The following is a 17,172-nucleotide window of genomic DNA, read 5'->3' on the forward strand; positions in this document are numbered from 1 at the left end:
TCCAGGTGAACTTGTCAGAACATGTAAGGGGGTGAATAACATTGGTGGATGTAATGTCGCAAGGGGAAATTGATGCCCTTTTAGCAGCTCTATCGTCTGGTGAAATGGATGCGGAAGAACTTAAAAAGGAAGATACCCAAAAGAAAGTTCGCGCTTATGACTTCAAAAGAGCGCTTCGGTTTTCTAAGGATCATATTCGGAGTTTGACGCGGATACACGAAAATTTTGCGCGGTATCTGACCACTTATTTTTCAGCACAGCTTCGGACGTTTGTCCAAATTAATGTCGTTCAGGTGGAGCAGCTTCCTTATGATGAATTCATTCGCTCCATTCCAAAAATGACCATTTTGAACATTTTTGAAGCCGAGCCGCTGGAAGGACGCATGGTGCTTGAGGTTCACCCGAACGTAGCTTTTGCAATGCTGGACAGGCTTCTCGGGGGAACCGGATCAGCACCGTCCAAGGTTAACGCGTTGACAGAAATTGAGACGACAATCATGGAGCGGATTTTTAGTCGTACCTTTGACAGCCTGCAAGAGGCTTGGAAAACGGTATTGGATATTGAACCGCGTTTGGAGGCGATGGAAACCAATCCGCAGTTTATGCAGATTGTTTCACCAAATGAAACGATTGCTCTAATCTCACTTAGTACCAAAATTGGTGATACCACAGGGATGATTAACCTTTGTATCCCACACGTGGTATTGGAGCCGATTATGGCCAGACTGTCCACGCACCAGTGGTTTACATCCGAAAAGAAATCAAGGGCGCCTGAAGAAATTGACGCCTTGAGATTACGGGTCACGAAAGCACAGCTTCCCATTATTGCCGAGCTAGGTGAATCCCGAATAAATGTGGCCGAGTTTTTGGGTCTTTCGGTGGGGGATGTCATTTCATTGAACAAACCCGTCAAGGAAGGGCTCTCCATCCGGGTGGGCGAAAAACTGAAATTCTTGGGAAGTCCCGGTATGGTAAAAGATCGTGTTGCCGTACAGATTGATGAAATTGTCAGCGAAGGAGTTGAAGAAATTGACGAGTAAAGACTATTTGTCCCAGGAGGAAATTGATGCCCTGCTGAAACAGTCTGAAGCGGGCACGGATTCTACTCCCGCCAACAAGACCGTTGACGATTTTCTGACTCCTCTGGAGCAGGATGCTCTCGGAGAGATCGGTAATATTACGTTCGGCAGCGCAGCGACAGCTCTTTCCACACTGCTCGGTCAAAAGGTTGATATTACAACCCCTAAAGTTTCAATTATTACCCGTTCTGAATTCGAAACAACTTTTCCTAAGCCGCACGTAGCGGTACATGTGAATTATGTAGATGGATTTGAGGGTATTAACTCGCTCGTGATCAAAAAGCGTGATGCGCAGGTCATAGCGGATTTGATGCTTGGCGGTGAAGGAAATCCGGTAGATGAAGAATTGAATGAAATTCATATCAGCGCTGTGCAGGAAGCGATGAACCAGATGATGGGCTCGTCGGCAACCTCAATGTCTACTATGTTTAACCGTTTTGTTAATATTTCTCCACCTGGAATTGATATTTTGGATCCAATGCATGGTGATGGAGTATCCAGCCTGCCAGACGAACAGACGTTGATTACAGTATCCTTCCGTTTGTTGATCGGTGACCTGATTGACTCTACATTGATGCAACTGTTGCCTGTGCATTTTGCTAAAAAGATGGTGAGCATTCTGATGAATGGCGGAGAGGAAGACGAGCAACCGCAAGCGTCCGCACAGCAAGTAGCTGCAACGGCCGCTCCAGAAGTGCCGCAACAAACCGAGATTCCGCAACAGCAACCCGCACCAACGTATCAACAGCCACCGGTAGCCGCACAGGTGCCTGTACAGACGCCGCAGGATGCAGGTTATGGACAGCAACCGCCCATGTACCCTCAAGACCCGGGATACGGTCAGCAGGGAGCGCCAGGTTATGGAATGCCTGGAGGTGTCCCACCGCAGGCCCCATATGGAGCGCCTCATCATTATGGTTCGATACCAGGACGAAATGTAAATGTGCAGCCTGTACAATTTTCAAACTTGCAGTCCGGTGCATTTCCACAAGTGGATGAAAACAATTTAAATTTATTGATGGACATTCCCCTTAGAGTCACCGTAGAATTAGGAAGGACCCAAAAGCAAATTAAAGATATTCTAGAGCTCTCACAAGGTTCAATTATTGAACTGGACAAGCTTGCTGGGGAGCCAGTAGACATTCTGGTTAACAACAAACTGATTGCCAAAGGTGAGGTTGTCGTAATCGATGAGAACTTCGGTGTGCGTGTGACGGATATTGTAAGCCAATGGGACCGTATTCAAAAATTACAATAATAGCATAATTTAGGGAGGATTTATTTCAGATGGCAAACCGTATTTTGATCGTGGACGATGCTGCATTTATGAGAATGATGATTCGGGACATCCTGTCCAAAAATGGATATGAAGTAGTAGGAGAGGCCCAGGATGGATCACAGGCTATTGAAAAATTCAAAGAGCTTCGTCCGGACCTGATTACGATGGATATTACGATGCCCGAAATGGACGGCATTGCCGCTCTGAAGGAAATCAAAAAAATTGACGCGAACGCAAAGGTCATTATGTGTTCCGCGATGGGTCAGCAAGCGATGGTTATTGATGCCATCCAAGCAGGCGCAAAAGATTTTATTGTCAAGCCTTTCCAATCGGATCGGGTTATCGAAGCCATCAACAAAACACTGGGTGTGTAAGGCGCATCCGGTATGGATACACAACAGGGTGCCTCTGACGCACTGAGTACATCCAGCAATATAGGCAACATTGCCTGGGTCCTTATCGTGCTGATCTTTATCATCGTACTGATCGTGTACTTGATACGGTTTTTGAGTAAAAGAAATCAGAGCTGGTTCAGCAACCGCTCCGTTCGCATACTGGGAGGTGTGGGGCTGGGCCCTAACAAATCCCTTCAGCTTGTTGAAGTTGGCAGCAGTGTGTACCTCATTGGTGTGGGAGAAGATATCCGGCTTGTTGACAAAGTATCCGATCCTGAAGAAGTGGAGCAAATTTTGGCCGCACTGGAGCAAGAAGCTTCTCTGCAGCGCGGCCCAATTGCCCCGCTATTCGCTAAAATTGCGGATAAGCTTCGACGGAACACCGCGGTACAGCAGCATCCTGAAGAGGAAACATCTTTTCACGAGATGTTCGAATCCAAGCTTCGGCAGATGCCGAATCGTAAGGATAAACTCGAAAAGTTGCGCAATGAGGAGAATATTACAGATCGGTCGGGAGATTCATGAGAAAAAAGATTATACTTGCATGTTTGCTGCTTGTCTTATTCAGCTTCATTTCGGTGACGGCGGCCTCTGCGGAACCGATTCCGAACATTGATATTCAAGTCGGCAACTCGGATAAAGGACAGCCCGGTGCCACCTCGCTGTCTATTATTTTACTTATTACTGTCATCAGTGTAGCGCCCGCGTTGCTTGTGCTTATGACGAGCTTTACGCGAATTGTGATCGTACTGGGCTTTGTTCGCACCTCGCTGGGGACTCAGCAGATGCCACCTAACCAGGTGCTTGTCGGGCTGGCCCTGTTTCTTACCTTATTTATTATGGCGCCGACGTTCTCGGCTATGAACGAGACTGCGCTCCAGCCGTATCTCAAGGGGGATTTGACACAGTCTCAGGCGCTGGACAAGGCTGCGGTACCCATCAAGACCTTTATGTTCTCTCATACACGGGAGAAGGATCTACTGCTCTTTATGAAATACACCAAGATGGAAAAACCGAAAGACTATCAGGATATTCCATTAACGGTGATGGTTCCGGCTTATGCTATCAGTGAGTTAAAGACAGCATTTCAGATGGGCTTCATGATCTTCATACCGTTTTTGGTTATTGACATTGTGGTGGCGAGTACGCTCATGGCTATGGGGATGATGATGCTGCCCCCAGTAATGATTTCGCTTCCTTTTAAAATACTGCTGTTTGTGCTCGTAGATGGTTGGTATCTGGTCGTCAAATCATTGCTTCTGAGCTTTAACGCATGAATATTTCCCGTAGGGACAGCAATCAAGGAGGACGGCAATGACTTCGGAGTTTATTATTTCTCTTGCCGGACAAGCGGTGTACACAGTGCTTAAAGTTAGCGCTCCGATGCTGATTTTGGGACTGGTCGTCGGTTTGATTATCAGTATTTTTCAGGCGACAACCCAAATTCAGGAGCAGACTTTGGCATTTGTTCCGAAGATTGTCGCCGTATTACTGGCATTGCTCTTGTTCGGACCTTGGATATTGACGACATTAGTGGATTTTACGTTTAACATTCTGGACAATTTGTACAAATATATAGGTTAGGCTGAAGTTATGGACATGTTGTTACAGAGTTTTCCTGTTTTTTTGCTGATTTTTTGTCGGATTACCTCGTTTTTTGTAGTAGCGCCTATATTTTCAACCCGAGGAGTACCTAGTACCTTTAAGGTCGGGATTTCCGGATTTCTCGCATTGATCGTGTATCTCACTTATGGTACGCATCAGCAAGTACCGACGGATGCAGTGTATGTGCTGTTGGTAGGTCGCGAGGTGCTGATTGGATTGTTGCTGGGTTTTACCGCTTATTTATTCATGACAGCGATCCAAACCGCAGGTTCCTTTATTGACCTTCAGGTAGGTTTCGGGATGGCCAGTGTGTTTGACCCGATGACAGGAGCTTCGTCGCCTTTAACGGGAAATTTCAAGTTTGCCATAGCCGTGTTGCTCTTTTTAAGCTTAAACGGGCATCATCACCTGATAAACGCTATTTTATACAGCTATGATTGGGTGCCGCTGACGAATGATTTTTTTGTAAAGCTGTATGGAGGCAGTGTGACGGAATTTCTGATCCGTTCCTTTGCTGAATCTTTTATGCTGGCTTTTCAAATTGCTGCTCCTATAGTAGTAGCTACTTTTTTAACAGATGTGGGACTCGGATTTTTGGCTAAAACGGCTCCGCAGTTTAACATTTTTGTTATTGGTGTGCCACTCAAAATTATTGTGGGACTGTTCATGTTACTGCTTCTGATGCCGAGTTTTGCTTTTATCTTCGAAAAATTGTTTACTGTGATGTTCGAATCCATGCGCAACTTGTTGGATATTATGGGCAACCGTCCTTAATATCTGGTTTGGAGGAACGTAGTTTGTCATTTAAATATGCTATGAACCTGCAGTTGTTCTCAGGGGAAAAAACGGAAAAAGCCACACCCAAAAAGAAACAAGATGCCAGGCAAAAGGGGCAGGTTGCCAAAAGTATGGAATTGCCCGCAGCAGGTGTCCTGCTGGTAACGTTTTTCGCCCTAATGATTTTTGGTGGGTATTTCAAGGATCATGCGGTTCGCTTGTTTCGGGATGTTTTTGTAAATCGGTTATTGATGGAAGTAACGCCGAACACTACAATGCTCATGATGGGTGAGTATGGTGTGCAAATCATGATTATGCTGGCTCCTATTTTTATTGGGGCCATTGTCATCGGAATCGTGGCAAATTACATGCAGATCGGTTTCTTGTTAACCGGAGAGGGGATTACGCCCAAATTTAGCAAGATTGACCCGATTAAAGGATTTAAAAATATTTTTTCCATGCGGTCACTGGTCGAATTCCTCAAATCTGTTTTAAAAATGACCGTGATCGGTTATCTGGTGTACGGCGTGCTGTGGAAAACAAAAGCAGACTTACCCAAGCTGGCCGAAATGTCTGGTGACCAGATGTTGAGCTTTGCGGCTTCATTAACAATGGAGCTGGGACTCAAAATTGGTGTGGTGCTGTTCGTTTTAGCAGTATTGGATTATATGTACCAACGTTATGAGCATGAGAAAAACCTAAAAATGTCCAAACAGGACATCAAAGATGAATACAAGAAAATGGAAGGCGACCCGCTGATCAAAGGGAAAATTCGTGAACGACAGCGCCGAATGGCTATGCAGCGCATGATGCAGGAAGTTCCCAATGCAGATGTCATCATAACCAACCCTACGCACTTTGCTGTGGCTTTGAAATATGACGGTTCGGAGATGGAAGCGCCGCAGATTATTGCGAAAGGGCAAGATTATTTAGCGCTCCGAATTAAGGAAATTGCCAAGCAAAATGGCGTTATAACGATGGAAAACAAGCCGCTGGCACGGGCGCTGTTTCAAAGAGCCGAAATCGGGGATGCGATTCCAGCTGATCTGTTCCAGGCTGTTGCCGAAGTGCTGGCGTATGTATATAAATTAAAAGGTAAAGTGAAATAAAGGGATCGGAGGCCAAGAGACCCGTGAAAATAAAAGAAATAACCGTCCTTGCAGGCGTCATCGGCATCGTTCTTATGATGATTCTACCGATCCCTTCATGGTTGCTCGACATTTTGCTCGTGATCAACATATCGATTGCTTTGATGATTCTACTTGTGTCCATGAACACGAAGGAAGCTTTACAGTTCTCTATTTTTCCTTCATTGCTGCTCATCACAACGTTGTTTCGTCTGGCGCTTAACATTTCTACGACCAAGCTCATTTTAGGTGAGGGACATGCCGGGGAAGTAGTGGCTACGTTCGGTAGTTGGATTGCAGGTGGACAAATTGCGGTCGGTTTTGTTGTCTTCCTGATTCTTGTGGTTGTGCAGTTTATCGTGATCACCAAGGGCTCCGAGCGGGTTGCTGAGGTAGGCGCACGGTTTACACTGGACGCGATGCCGGGTAAACAAATGAGTATTGATGCCGACCTGAATGCAGGTCTGATCAACGAACAGCAAGCTCGTGAACGGCGTAGTAAAATCGAGCGGGAAGCGGATTTTTATGGAGCAATGGATGGTGCCAGCAAATTTGTTAAAGGTGACGCCATTGCCAGTATCATCATTTTGATTATCAACCTGGTCGGCGGTTTTATTATCGGTATGGCTGTTCAGGGTAAAGGGTTTCAGGAGGCACTGTCGACTTACTCCGTTCTGACCATTGGTGATGGACTGGTTAGCCAGATCCCCGCATTGCTCATATCCACAGCGTCAGGCCTGATCGTTACACGAGCTACATCTGACGGAAACTTGGCGGATGATTTGACGGGGCAGCTCTTTTCATATCCAAAGCTGATTTACATCGTGGCTACCACGATTGCTTTGTTGGGCTTCTTTACTCCTATTCATATCATTACAACCCTTCCACTGGCTGTTCTGCTGTTTGTTGCGGCCCGAAGAATGCAGGGCAATATGGAACGTAAGCAAATTGCTGATGAACAGATGGAAGAAGAGCAACAGATTGAAGAGGTGCGCAGTCCGGAAAGTGTCATTAATTTGCTTCAGGTCGATCCGATCGAATTCGAGTTTGGATACGGGCTGATTCCGCTGGCTGATACACAGCAGGGTGGGGATTTGCTTGACCGGATTATTATGATACGCCGTCAATGTGCGCTGGAACTGGGATTGGTTGTGCCGGTCATTCGCATACGGGATAATATCCAGCTCAAGCCGAACGAGTATGTAATCAAAATTAAAGGCAATACGGTAGGCGGCGGGGAATTGCTGTTGAACCATTATCTGGCGATGAGCCCGGGATATGACGACGATTCCATTACAGGGATTGAAACGACAGAACCAGCCTTCGGATTGCCTGCGCTCTGGATTGATGAGAATACCAAGGATGTTGCGGAGCTGTCCGGTTATACGGTTGTGGACCCTCCTTCGGTTGTAGCTACTCATTTGACGGAAACGATTAAGAAACATGCCCACGAGTTGCTTGGCAGACAGGAAACGCGGTCTCTGGTCGACAATCTCAAGGAAAATTATCCGGTGCTTGTGGACGATCTTATTCCTTCCGTGCTGGCGATTGGAGATGTACAAAAAGTGCTGGCCAAGCTGTTAAAAGAAAAAATCTCCATCCGCGATATGGTGACCATTTTCGAAACGCTGGCTGATTACGGCACTTATACAAAAGATCCAGACGTGCTGACTGAATATGTTCGTCAGGCGTTATCTCGCCAGATTACACAACAGTTCGCCCAGCAGGGAGAGACGCTACGTGTCATTACCGTGGGACCAGGGCTGGAGAAGAAAATTGCCGAAAGCGTGCAACAGTCGGAGCAGGGCAGCTATCTGGCTCTTGATCCGGTATCAACGCAGACAGTGTATCAAAGGATGATGGAGCAAATCAATCGTCTCATTCAATCCGGGCAGCAGCCTATCGTATTAACATCACCGACGATTCGTATGTATTTGCGGCAAGTGATGGAACGGACGATGCAGGATGTCCCGGTACTGTCGTACAGTGAGCTGGAGCCGAACGTTGAAATTCAAAGTGTCGGGGTGGTGAACTTATGAGAGTGAAACGATATGTAGTGGATACAATGCCGGAGGCCATGATGCAAATCAGAGGTGACTTCGGAACGGATGCCGTCATTTTGAGCACCAAGGAAATGAAGATCGGCGGATTCATGGGTATGTTCGGAAAAAAGAAAATTGAGGTCGTCGCTGCGGTAGAGGAGCAGCAGCTTCAAAAACCACGACGGGTTCAACCCCCACAGCAGTCGGTTGAGGCTTTTCCACCCATGAATGCTCCTGAGCAGCAGGAAGTACCATCGTCACCAGTGGTTCCAAGACAAGCCGCTCCTGAAGCCTATCGACGGGTAACGCAGATGACGAACAGTTCCAAAGAGGGGTTGGCTGATTTGCTGGCTGGCGCCGAACAAGCTGCCTCAAGCATAGAGCGTTCTTCACACGGGGCTGGTTTTAGTGGGGAAACAGAAAATGAAGTTTTTAACAACAAAGCAGCGGTTCCGAAAAAGGAAACATCCAACGAATTGTTTAAGCTACCTTCGGAGGCAAGCGTTCCAGACAAGATAGGGCCAGAGGAAAACCAAGCCCTGCTTCATGAATTACGGGAAATGAAAGCTATGATGACTCGAATTTCCCGCAATTCTGTGATGGAAAATACTTGGCCGGAACCGTTACAAAAGATTTGTGAGCGTATGCTGGAGCAGGAAGTGGAACGCGATTTGCTAGAGCATTGGCTTGAACGGGTATATGAGCGCCGAAGTGAGCATCCGTCTGATTCTGAATCTTTTGATTGGGAACATGCTCTTCGTGCAGAAGTGGCCGGATTCATTCAGGAAAGGCTGGACAAGGGCATCTCGAAAGATACCAAAATTGTGTATGTGGCAGGTCCAACCGGAGTGGGAAAAACGACGACCATTGCCAAGCTGGCAGCAGAACAGCTGTTTAAGCATCACCGCAAAGTCGGATTTATTACCTCTGACACGTACCGTATCTCGGCTGTCGAACAGCTGCGTACATACGCTACGATTTTGAATGTTCCGCTTGAAGTCGTGCAATCTCCCGGAGAGGTTCACAGAGCTATTCAGCGTCTGGAACATTGTGACTTGATCCTGATGGATACTGCAGGACGAAATTACCGTAATGAGCTGCTCGTTTCGGAATTGCAAAGTCTGCTTTCACCTATTAAGGAAAGTGAGACGTACCTGGTGCTTAGCCTAACGTCCAAAAGCAAGGATATGCTCAACATAACCGGACATTTCAGTAAGTTTGGCCTTGGTAAGGTTGTATTTACCAAAATGGATGAGACAGGTAGTTGTGGTGGTATGTTTAATCTGTTGCACCAGTTTCCTATGCAACTGGCCTATATTACGAACGGTCAAAATGTACCTGACGATCTACTGCATCCAGATACAGAAATGGTGACAAACCTGCTGTTTGGAAACACAGAATCGTCAGGAGATACCGGGGATTCTGTATGAATGACCAGGCCCAATCTCTTAGACAAATGGCTTCAGCCCTGGATAAGTATCGACTGCCTGCACGTAATCGCCATGCGAAAATAGTGACAGTCACCAGTGGTAAGGGTGGTGTGGGCAAATCTAATTTCACCCTCAATTTTGCTTTGGCCTTGCAATCGCTTGGCAGAAAGGTACTCGTATTTGATGCTGATATCGGTATGGCCAATATCGATGTGTTGATGGGAGCCAATTCAAGATACAATCTTCTTCACCTGTTAAAACGTGAGAAATCAATGGCCGAAATTGTTCAAACGGGCGTGGGAGGCTTGCCTTATATTGCTGGAGGATCTGGCTTGAGCGAGCTGTTTACGTTATCCGATGACGATTTGAATTATTTTGCCGATGAGGTGGAGAAGATTGCCGCAGATATGGATTATATTCTGTTTGACACTGGTGCGGGGTTATCTAAAGAAAACCTTAAATTTATCACATCCGCTGACGAATGTATGGTCGTAACTACGCCGGAGCCGACGTCCTTAACGGATGCTTATGCGCTGATCAAAGTCGTCAGTGGATTGCAAAAGGATACAGTATTCAAAATTATAGTCAATCGTGCCGATAACGATAATGAGGCCCGTCAAGTTGCCGATAAGATAGCGCTGGTTGCACGACGCTTTTTGGAGATCGACATTCCGTTGCTGGGACATATCAGTGATGACACTCATGTCATGCAGGCAGTCAAAAGGCAGGTGCCTTTTTCAATTGCTTATCCGGGATGTGCGGCATCCAGAGATGTATTGAATCTGGCGCACCGTTTTGCAGCGATGCCACAGGCTCCGCATCCAGGTGCTTTAAGCGGAATTAAAGGGTTTATGCAAAAATGGTTGCGACGTTCGGCACAATGATTTTGATGAAAGGAAACAGAGGTGTTTAACATGTGTGCTTACCGGGTGCTGGTTGTGGATGATTCGGCCTTTATGCGCAAAATTATTTCAGATTTAATTGTAAGGGATGATTCGTTCGACATCGCAGGTACAGCCTCTAACGGCAAAGAGGCTGTAGAGAAAGTGAAGGAGCTACAGCCTGACCTGGTCACAATGGATGTCGAAATGCCTGTAATGAATGGTCTTGAAGCACTTCCTATGATTATGGCGGCCCATCCGCTTCCGGTCATTATGCTCTCTGGTATTAATGAGCAGGGTATGAAGGAGACCATTATGGCTCTGGAAGCAGGAGCTTTCGATTTTATACGGAAGCCCTCCATCTCTCATGCGCAGGATATCGGGCAGGTGGGCAAGGCGCTACTGGAGCAGATGCATGCCGCTATGCAAGCAGTCCGCAGCCGATTGGAGCGTAAGGAAGCTAATGAACGAAAAGCGGCGCTAGATAAGGCTCCAGAAGGACAGGCTGTAGCTGACAAAGGAACGGAAGGTAAAGCATCTACAGGCGAGACTCCCAATGCACCGATTGCTTCTGCAACTGCTGCACCGGTTCCGCCGAAGAGGGATACTGGCAAGTCTAATTCGCCAGCCAAGCCGGAAGCAAAACGGCCACAGACGGAAAGCACTGTGCCTGACAGCCGTTTTAGTAAGCCAGCCGCCGAGCCACGGAAGACGGCGCAAGCTTCTGCTGCGCAGAAGAAGAAGGAGCTACCTACGGCAGCTGAACGTACGCCAGGACAGTTGAATATTTCCGGTACGGTCGCAGCCAAATCGCTGCACGGGACGGATAAGTCAGGACTAATCAAGCCGGAGCCCCGAAAAACGGTGTCTGCGACGGCTCCAGTTGCTTCTACGGCTGCTACGCCCCCAGTGACTGCACCAACAGTTCAGACAGCCTTCAATGGGTTCTCCCTTAAAAAAGGAGTGTACTCGCCCAATTTCCGCAAACTGGTGGCGGTTGGATGCTCTACAGGTGGTCCACGTGCGCTCAAGACGTTACTGGAACGCATTCCCGGGGATTTTCCCGCCCCGATTGTCATTGTGCAGCATATGCCGCCAAACTTTACCCGTTCACTGGCACAGCGTCTGAATACGTTGAGTCCGCTCCGGGTGGTTGAAGCTGAGCAGGGAATGACGTTGGAGACCGGAACAGCTTATATTGCTCCGGGAGGATATCAATTGAGAATTGTGCCAGGAGCCAGTGGTAAATACACGGTATCACTGAAGACGGAAGAAGCTCGTAACGGTCACCGTCCTTCTGTAGACACGATGTTCGAATCGTTACTCCCGTTAACCTCTCTGGAACGGCATTTGGTGTTGCTGACTGGGATGGGAAGCGACGGGGCTAAAATGATGAAAAAGCTTTATGATGCAGGGGTACAATCCACATTTGCTGAAAATGAGGAAACTTGCGTAGTGTACGGAATGCCTCGCTCGGCTGTAGAGTTAAAATGTGTGCGCCACCTTCTGCCGATGCAGGAGATCGCCCCCAAGCTTGTACAAGTTGTGAAATAATCGGAGTGTAACTCATGGAGGAGGTGTCTCACAATGGACATGAACCAATATTTAAACATGTTTATTGATGAGTCGAATGATCATCTGCAATCTCTTAACGAAAAAATGCTTCAACTGGAAAGTAGTCCTACCGATCTGGGCATCGTTCAGGTGATTTTCCGGTCTGCCCATACCCTCAAAGGAATGGCTGCTACAATGGGCTTTGAAGACCTGGCATCGCTCACCCACCAAATGGAAAATGTTCTTGATCTGGTGCGTAACAACAAGCTTGCGATGCAGGAATTTATATTCGATACCTTTTTTAAAGGGTTGGATGCGTTGGAGTCCATGGTACAGAACATTACAGAGGGTGGCGATGGAAAAGCGGATGTATCCTCTATTGTAGCTTCATTGCAATCCATCGTGCGTGGCGATTTCCAAAAATCCCACACAGATGCTGTTACTGAGGCGGTTACGCCGAAAAAAGCGGCGGACAGCGAAAGCGAGGGTCTTGTTCTGGATCAATTCCAGTATTCTGTACTGGAGCAATCTATTTCTGAGGGGCATCGGGTGTACTATATACAGGTAACGATTAGCTCAGAAAGCCAGTTGAAGGCCGCGCGTGCCTTTATGGTATTTAATACACTGGAGAACTCTGGCGAAATCGTAAAAGCTTATCCGTCTGTACAGGATATTGAGCAAGAGAAATTCGAACAAAATTTCTCGTTATATTATATAACGCAGAAAGAGGTAGGAGAGCTGGAGAAGGAAATCGCTGGTATTTCCGAAATCGAATCCGTCTCCGTTGTACAGCTGGATCAGGAATCGCTTAAGCAAATGAGCGAAGTCAAGGCCGGGCTTGCAGAGACTGCTGCGGTGCAGGAAGCCCAGGTAGCTGTACAACAACAGACCGCTGCATCCCAGCCGCAGTCTCCAACTGCGGCCTCCGGTGCGAAGCCAGCTGATGGTAAAGCTCAAGTAGCCAAGCCTGCAGCACCTACGCACAACCGTACGATTCGTGTAGATATTGAACGACTGGACGTATTGATGAATTTGTTTAGTGAATTACTTATTGACCGTGTACGGTTGGAGCAACTGGCGAGTGAGGCTTCTAATCCGGCGCTGACCGAAACGGTAGAACATATGAGCCGCGTAAGCAGTGACCTGCAAAATGTCGTGCTTAAATTGCGGATGGTACCTGTGGACACGGTTTTCAATCGTTTCCCGCGTATGGTGCGTGATCTGGCCAAATCGTTGGATAAAAAGCTGGATTTGGTCATTACTGGCGCGGACACCGAAATGGATCGTACCGTTATCGACGAAATCGGTGATCCGTTAGTGCATTTACTGCGCAACTCTGTGGATCACGGCATTGAGTCAGTAGAAACCCGTATTGCGGCAGGCAAACCGGAAACAGGAACAGTTCATTTACGTGCTTTCCACAGTGGCAATAACGTGTTCATTGAGATTGAAGACGACGGAAGCGGCATTAATCGTGAGAAGGTACTGAAAAGTGCCATTTCCAAAGGGATTATGACGGAGGAACAAGCAGCTGCAATGAGCGATGAAGAGGCCCATCAGGTACTTTTCGCTCCGGGATTCAGTACAGCTGAGGTCATTTCGGACGTTTCAGGACGCGGCGTTGGACTTGATGTAGTTAAATCTAAAATCACTTCCCTTGGCGGTAACGTTACGATTCATTCCGTTCTGGGCAAAGGGACCAATTTTTCTGTGCAGTTGCCACTGACACTATCCATTATTGCGGCCATGATGATACAGATCGGATCCGAAAAATATGCGATTCCGTTGTCTTCTATTGTGGAGACTGCAATCGTCAAACGGACACAAATCCGTTCTGTACACGGCAACAAAATGATCGCTTTCCGCGAATCCCATATTCCGCTTATCTCCTTGAGTCAGCTGTTTGAAGTACCAGACTTCAATGAGGATGAAGAAGAAGAGACAGAGGTTGTTGTTATCCGCAAGGGTGACCGTCTAGCAGCTCTTTCTGTTCAGGACTTTTTGGGACAAAGTGAAATTGTCCTTAAAAACCTCGGCAAATACCTACCGAACATCCAAGGAATTTCAGGCGCCACGATCCTGGGTGACGGTCAGGTTGCTTTGATCATTGACCCTAATGTTTTCATTAAATAATGTCTTCATTAAAAATGAAAGAAATGTGAGATTGCTGACATCCATAAGGAGGGTTTTTAGACATGGGAGAAGAAATTAAAGTTATCGTATTTAAACTTGGTGAAGAGGAATACGGTGTCGAAGTAGAAAAAGTCCAATCCATTGAGCGCATGGTGCCGATTACACGTGTTCCAAGAACATACGATTTTGTCAAAGGTGTATTCAATATGAGAGGCGTGGTCATTCCCGTTATTGATCTGCGTGGTCGCTTTGGATTGTCTGAGGCGGAATACACCGATCAAACCCGGATTATCATCGTTGCAGTGGGTGAGATGCAAGTCGGCTTTATCGTTGATTCGGCAAACGATGTAATTGACCTGAATACCGACAACATTGAGACACCACCGGAAGTCGTTGGCGGAGTCAAGGCTAAATATTTGCGTGGAGTCGCTAAAATCGGTGAAGAGCGCTTGCTCATCATGCTGAATTTGTCTGAGGTGCTGAATCGGAGTGAAATGAACCAACTGGAAGGCTTAGAGGATTAATTTATGGAAAATCTTGAAAATCTCGAAGATTTCAAGTTGGATGTTTTGAAGGAAGTCGGTAACATTGGTTCGGGGAACGCTGCTACAGCGCTCTCCCGACTTCTGAATAAACCGGTTGATATGGGCGTACCTAAAGTACAGATGCTGCCTTTTGAGGAAATTGCCGAAAAGGTTGGTGGGAATGAGCAGCTTGTCGTTGCTATATTTTTCAGAGTCGAGGGCGAAGCTCCAGGTAATCTCTTTTTCATATTGCAACCCCATGCGGCAAAAAGTCTGCTTTCCCGGCTTGCGAATATTCCCTCGGATGATGAGGACAGCTTTAACGAAATGGAGCATTCGGCTCTGTCTGAAATCGGTAATATTTTAGCGGGTTCATACTTGTCCTCGTTGGCCGATTTCACCCGGTTGTCCATGTATCCGACGGTTCCCGCACTAGCTTTGGATATGGCCGGGGCCATTCTCAGCTACGGATTGTTGCAGTTTGGTCAGATGGGGGATGCAGCCCTGTTGATTGACACAACGTTTCTGGAGGGGCAGAATCAGATTGAGGGTCAATTTTTCCTGATTCCGGATCCAGAATCGTTTGGTAAAATATTCAGGTCGTTAGGAGTCCCGATGAACGATGATTGAGGATAAAAGCATCATCAAAGTGGGCATGGCAGACTTGAACGTAACCAGCAATCCAAACTCCATTCGTACGACAGGACTTGGTTCCTGCGTCGGATTGACCCTCTACGATCCTCATTTAAAGCTGGCTGGTATGGCACATGTAATGCTACCATCCTCAGACATTGCGCGTGAAGGGCAGCTTAACATCGCCAAATATGCCGATACCGCGTTGCCGGAGCTATTTGAGAGGATGCTGAAATTGGGAGCCGAACGCCGCAGACTGGTCGCCAAAATGGCAGGAGGAGCGCAAATGTTTGCCTTTGCCGGCAGTGGGGACACCATGCGAATTGGTCCGCGCAATGTGGAGTCATGCAAGGAAATGCTCGTAGATCTCGGTATTCCTCTGCTTGCGGAGGATACAGGTGGTAGTTATGGCCGAACGATTGAGCTGGACTGTGAAACTGGCGTTTTGAATATTCGAAGCGTACAAAAAGGTGTAAAGGAATTATAATCATGTTATTTGGCAGCTTACGCATTAATCTTTGGTCTGGAGTAGTCGGATTTATTCTGACTTTTGTGTTGTCCACTGGCAGCAATCTGCTGACCACGAGCTTAATTCGTGGCTTGGTCGCTTTCGTTTTTTGGTTCCTGCTTGCATTTGTGCTGCGCTGGACACTGGGTGTCGTAGCGCGGCCAGATCTGGGTAATGCCCAAAGCCGGGCAAGCTCTCAGGTGGATGGCGTAGGGGGGAATCTGGACCTGACGACACCAGACGAAGATGAAAACCTGAATGAATTGTTGAAGCCGAAACCAGAGCAGACGGATGGGAAAAACATCGGTTTTGCGCCCTTAAACCCGCCTAAGCTGGTTTCAAACAAGGACCCTGAAGAATTGGCCAAGGCCGTTCGTCACCTGACAGACAAACAAGGAGGGTGAAGCCGATGAACGAGCGAAAAGCCGCTCATTTAAACCATTCCGAACTGTGGGAGCAATGGAAAGAACACGGTGACAAGGAAGCGAAAAAGCAGCTAATTGAAAAGTACCTCCATATTGTGGAGTATGTGTCGGGACGCCTTGCAGTAGGTTTGCCTAAAAATGTATCTAAGGATGACCTGGCCAGTAACGGTGTCATGGGCTTGATTGATGCTCTTGAAAAGTTTGACTATGAACGTGGTTTGCAGTTTGAGACTTATGCTTCCTGGCGCGTTCGAGGAGCGATTTTGGATGGTCTTCGCCAAGGAGACTGGGTTCCACGTTCGGTCAGGGAAAAAGCGAAAAAAATTGAGGATGCCTATCAGCATCTGGAGCAGAGATACTTACGCACGGTAAGTGACGAAGAGATGAGCCATTATTTGGACGTCTCTGAAAAAGAGTTTCAAACCATGATCCAGGAGGTCGCCGTTATGTCGATCGTTTCACTGGAGGACCCGATCCGCGAAGAAGAGTCGGAGACACGACTTTCCCTTTTAGTCGATGAAAAAGCGAAAAATCCGGATCACAAGGTCAATGAATTTACACTTCGTGATGCCCTTGCACAAGGCATTGACAAATTGACTGAAAAAGAACGTATCGTTGTTTCTTTATTGTATTACGAGGATTTGTCTCTCAGTGAAATTGCTGAGGTCATGTCCCTTTCCCCTTCGCGTATTTCACAACTACATTCCAAAGCCATATTGCGGCTGAGGGCAACACTGGACAAACAGCGGGATCTGCTAATGCGTAAAGATTAAACGTACG

Annotated in this window: 18 protein-coding genes; all 18 read left to right on the forward strand. The window is 47.2% G+C overall.

All coding sequences use genetic code 11. The features are described from left to right. The first annotated feature begins 41 nt into the window (after positions 1-41). The 18 genes from fliM to NST83_RS10205 all read left to right on the forward strand — a co-directional run bounded on the left by fliM (position 42) and on the right by NST83_RS10205 (position 17,165). Entirely contained in the window at positions 42-1,040 is a 999-nt protein-coding gene (fliM, locus tag NST83_RS10120) for a flagellar motor switch protein FliM (RefSeq protein WP_137062728.1), read from the forward strand. Beyond that, on the forward strand, positions 1,030-2,337 hold the full coding sequence (gene fliY, locus NST83_RS10125) for a flagellar motor switch phosphatase FliY (RefSeq protein ID WP_342417491.1): 1,308 nt from the start codon (positions 1,030-1,032) through the stop codon (positions 2,335-2,337). Before fliM ends, fliY begins: the two co-directional genes overlap by 11 nt. A gap of 29 nt (positions 2,338-2,366) precedes the next feature. Beyond that, positions 2,367-2,732, forward strand: a complete 366-nt coding sequence (locus NST83_RS10130; RefSeq protein ID WP_014281090.1) for a response regulator — start codon at positions 2,367-2,369, stop codon at positions 2,730-2,732. A 12-nt stretch (positions 2,733-2,744) separates the two neighbouring features. Next, a complete protein-coding gene (locus NST83_RS10135; protein ID WP_137062730.1) occupies positions 2,745-3,278 on the forward strand; it encodes a flagellar biosynthetic protein FliO in 534 nt (177 codons plus the stop codon). Beyond that, a complete protein-coding gene (gene fliP / locus NST83_RS10140) occupies positions 3,275-4,030 on the forward strand; it encodes a flagellar type III secretion system pore protein FliP (RefSeq protein ID WP_342417492.1) in 756 nt (251 codons plus the stop codon). Before NST83_RS10135 ends, fliP begins: the two co-directional genes overlap by 4 nt. 37 nt (positions 4,031-4,067) lie before the next feature. Then, a complete protein-coding gene (gene fliQ, locus NST83_RS10145) occupies positions 4,068-4,337 on the forward strand; it encodes a flagellar biosynthesis protein FliQ (protein ID WP_014281093.1) in 270 nt (89 codons plus the stop codon). Between the two features lie 9 nt (positions 4,338-4,346). After that, complete coding sequence (gene fliR / locus NST83_RS10150) at positions 4,347-5,132, forward strand: flagellar biosynthetic protein FliR (RefSeq protein ID WP_137062732.1); 786 nt, start codon at positions 4,347-4,349, stop codon at positions 5,130-5,132. Beyond that, positions 5,132-6,244: a flagellar biosynthesis protein FlhB gene (gene flhB, locus NST83_RS10155; RefSeq protein WP_137062733.1), complete on the forward strand. Its 1,113-nt coding sequence runs from the start codon at positions 5,132-5,134 to the stop codon at positions 6,242-6,244. The genes fliR and flhB overlap by 1 nt, the downstream gene beginning before the upstream one ends. Positions 6,245-6,267: 23 nt before the next feature. After that, positions 6,268-8,301 (forward strand): flagellar biosynthesis protein FlhA, encoded by a 2,034-nt coding sequence (gene flhA, locus NST83_RS10160; protein WP_342417493.1) that lies wholly within the window; start codon positions 6,268-6,270, stop codon positions 8,299-8,301. Continuing rightward, complete coding sequence (flhF, locus tag NST83_RS10165) at positions 8,298-9,734, forward strand: flagellar biosynthesis protein FlhF (RefSeq protein ID WP_342417494.1); 1,437 nt, start codon at positions 8,298-8,300, stop codon at positions 9,732-9,734. The genes flhA and flhF overlap by 4 nt, the downstream gene beginning before the upstream one ends. Then, the gene (locus tag NST83_RS10170) at positions 9,731-10,618 is read left to right on the forward strand and encodes a MinD/ParA family protein (protein ID WP_137062736.1); all 888 of its coding nucleotides are present in this window, start codon (positions 9,731-9,733) and stop codon (positions 10,616-10,618) included. The genes flhF and NST83_RS10170 overlap by 4 nt, the downstream gene beginning before the upstream one ends. A 30-nt stretch (positions 10,619-10,648) precedes the next feature. Next, the gene (gene cheB, locus NST83_RS10175) at positions 10,649-12,169 is read left to right on the forward strand and encodes a chemotaxis-specific protein-glutamate methyltransferase CheB (protein ID WP_342417495.1); all 1,521 of its coding nucleotides are present in this window, start codon (positions 10,649-10,651) and stop codon (positions 12,167-12,169) included. A gap of 33 nt (positions 12,170-12,202) precedes the next feature. Continuing rightward, positions 12,203-14,302, forward strand: coding sequence for a chemotaxis protein CheA (locus NST83_RS10180; RefSeq protein ID WP_342417496.1), 2,100 nt, complete (start codon positions 12,203-12,205; stop codon positions 14,300-14,302). A gap of 62 nt (positions 14,303-14,364) precedes the next feature. Further along, positions 14,365-14,826 carry a chemotaxis protein CheW gene (locus tag NST83_RS10185; protein WP_014281101.1) on the forward strand — a complete coding sequence of 154 codons (462 nt, stop codon included), beginning with the start codon at positions 14,365-14,367 and terminating at the stop codon, positions 14,824-14,826. 3 nt (positions 14,827-14,829) lie between these two features. After that, positions 14,830-15,456, forward strand: a complete 627-nt coding sequence (locus NST83_RS10190) for a chemotaxis protein CheC (protein WP_044644853.1) — start codon at positions 14,830-14,832, stop codon at positions 15,454-15,456. Beyond that, positions 15,449-15,946, forward strand: a complete 498-nt coding sequence (locus NST83_RS10195; RefSeq protein WP_025684946.1) for a chemotaxis protein CheD — start codon at positions 15,449-15,451, stop codon at positions 15,944-15,946. Before NST83_RS10190 ends, NST83_RS10195 begins: the two co-directional genes overlap by 8 nt. Before the next feature lie 2 nt (positions 15,947-15,948). After that, a complete protein-coding gene (locus NST83_RS10200; RefSeq protein ID WP_137062738.1) occupies positions 15,949-16,371 on the forward strand; it encodes a hypothetical protein in 423 nt (140 codons plus the stop codon). Between the two features lie 5 nt (positions 16,372-16,376). Then, positions 16,377-17,165, forward strand: a complete 789-nt coding sequence (locus NST83_RS10205) for a FliA/WhiG family RNA polymerase sigma factor (RefSeq protein WP_134910108.1) — start codon at positions 16,377-16,379, stop codon at positions 17,163-17,165. Positions 17,166-17,172 lie beyond the last annotated feature (7 nt).

The organism is Paenibacillus sp. FSL R10-2782 (assembly GCF_038592985.1).
Lineage (GTDB): Bacteria > Bacillota > Bacilli > Paenibacillales > Paenibacillaceae > Paenibacillus > Paenibacillus terrae_C.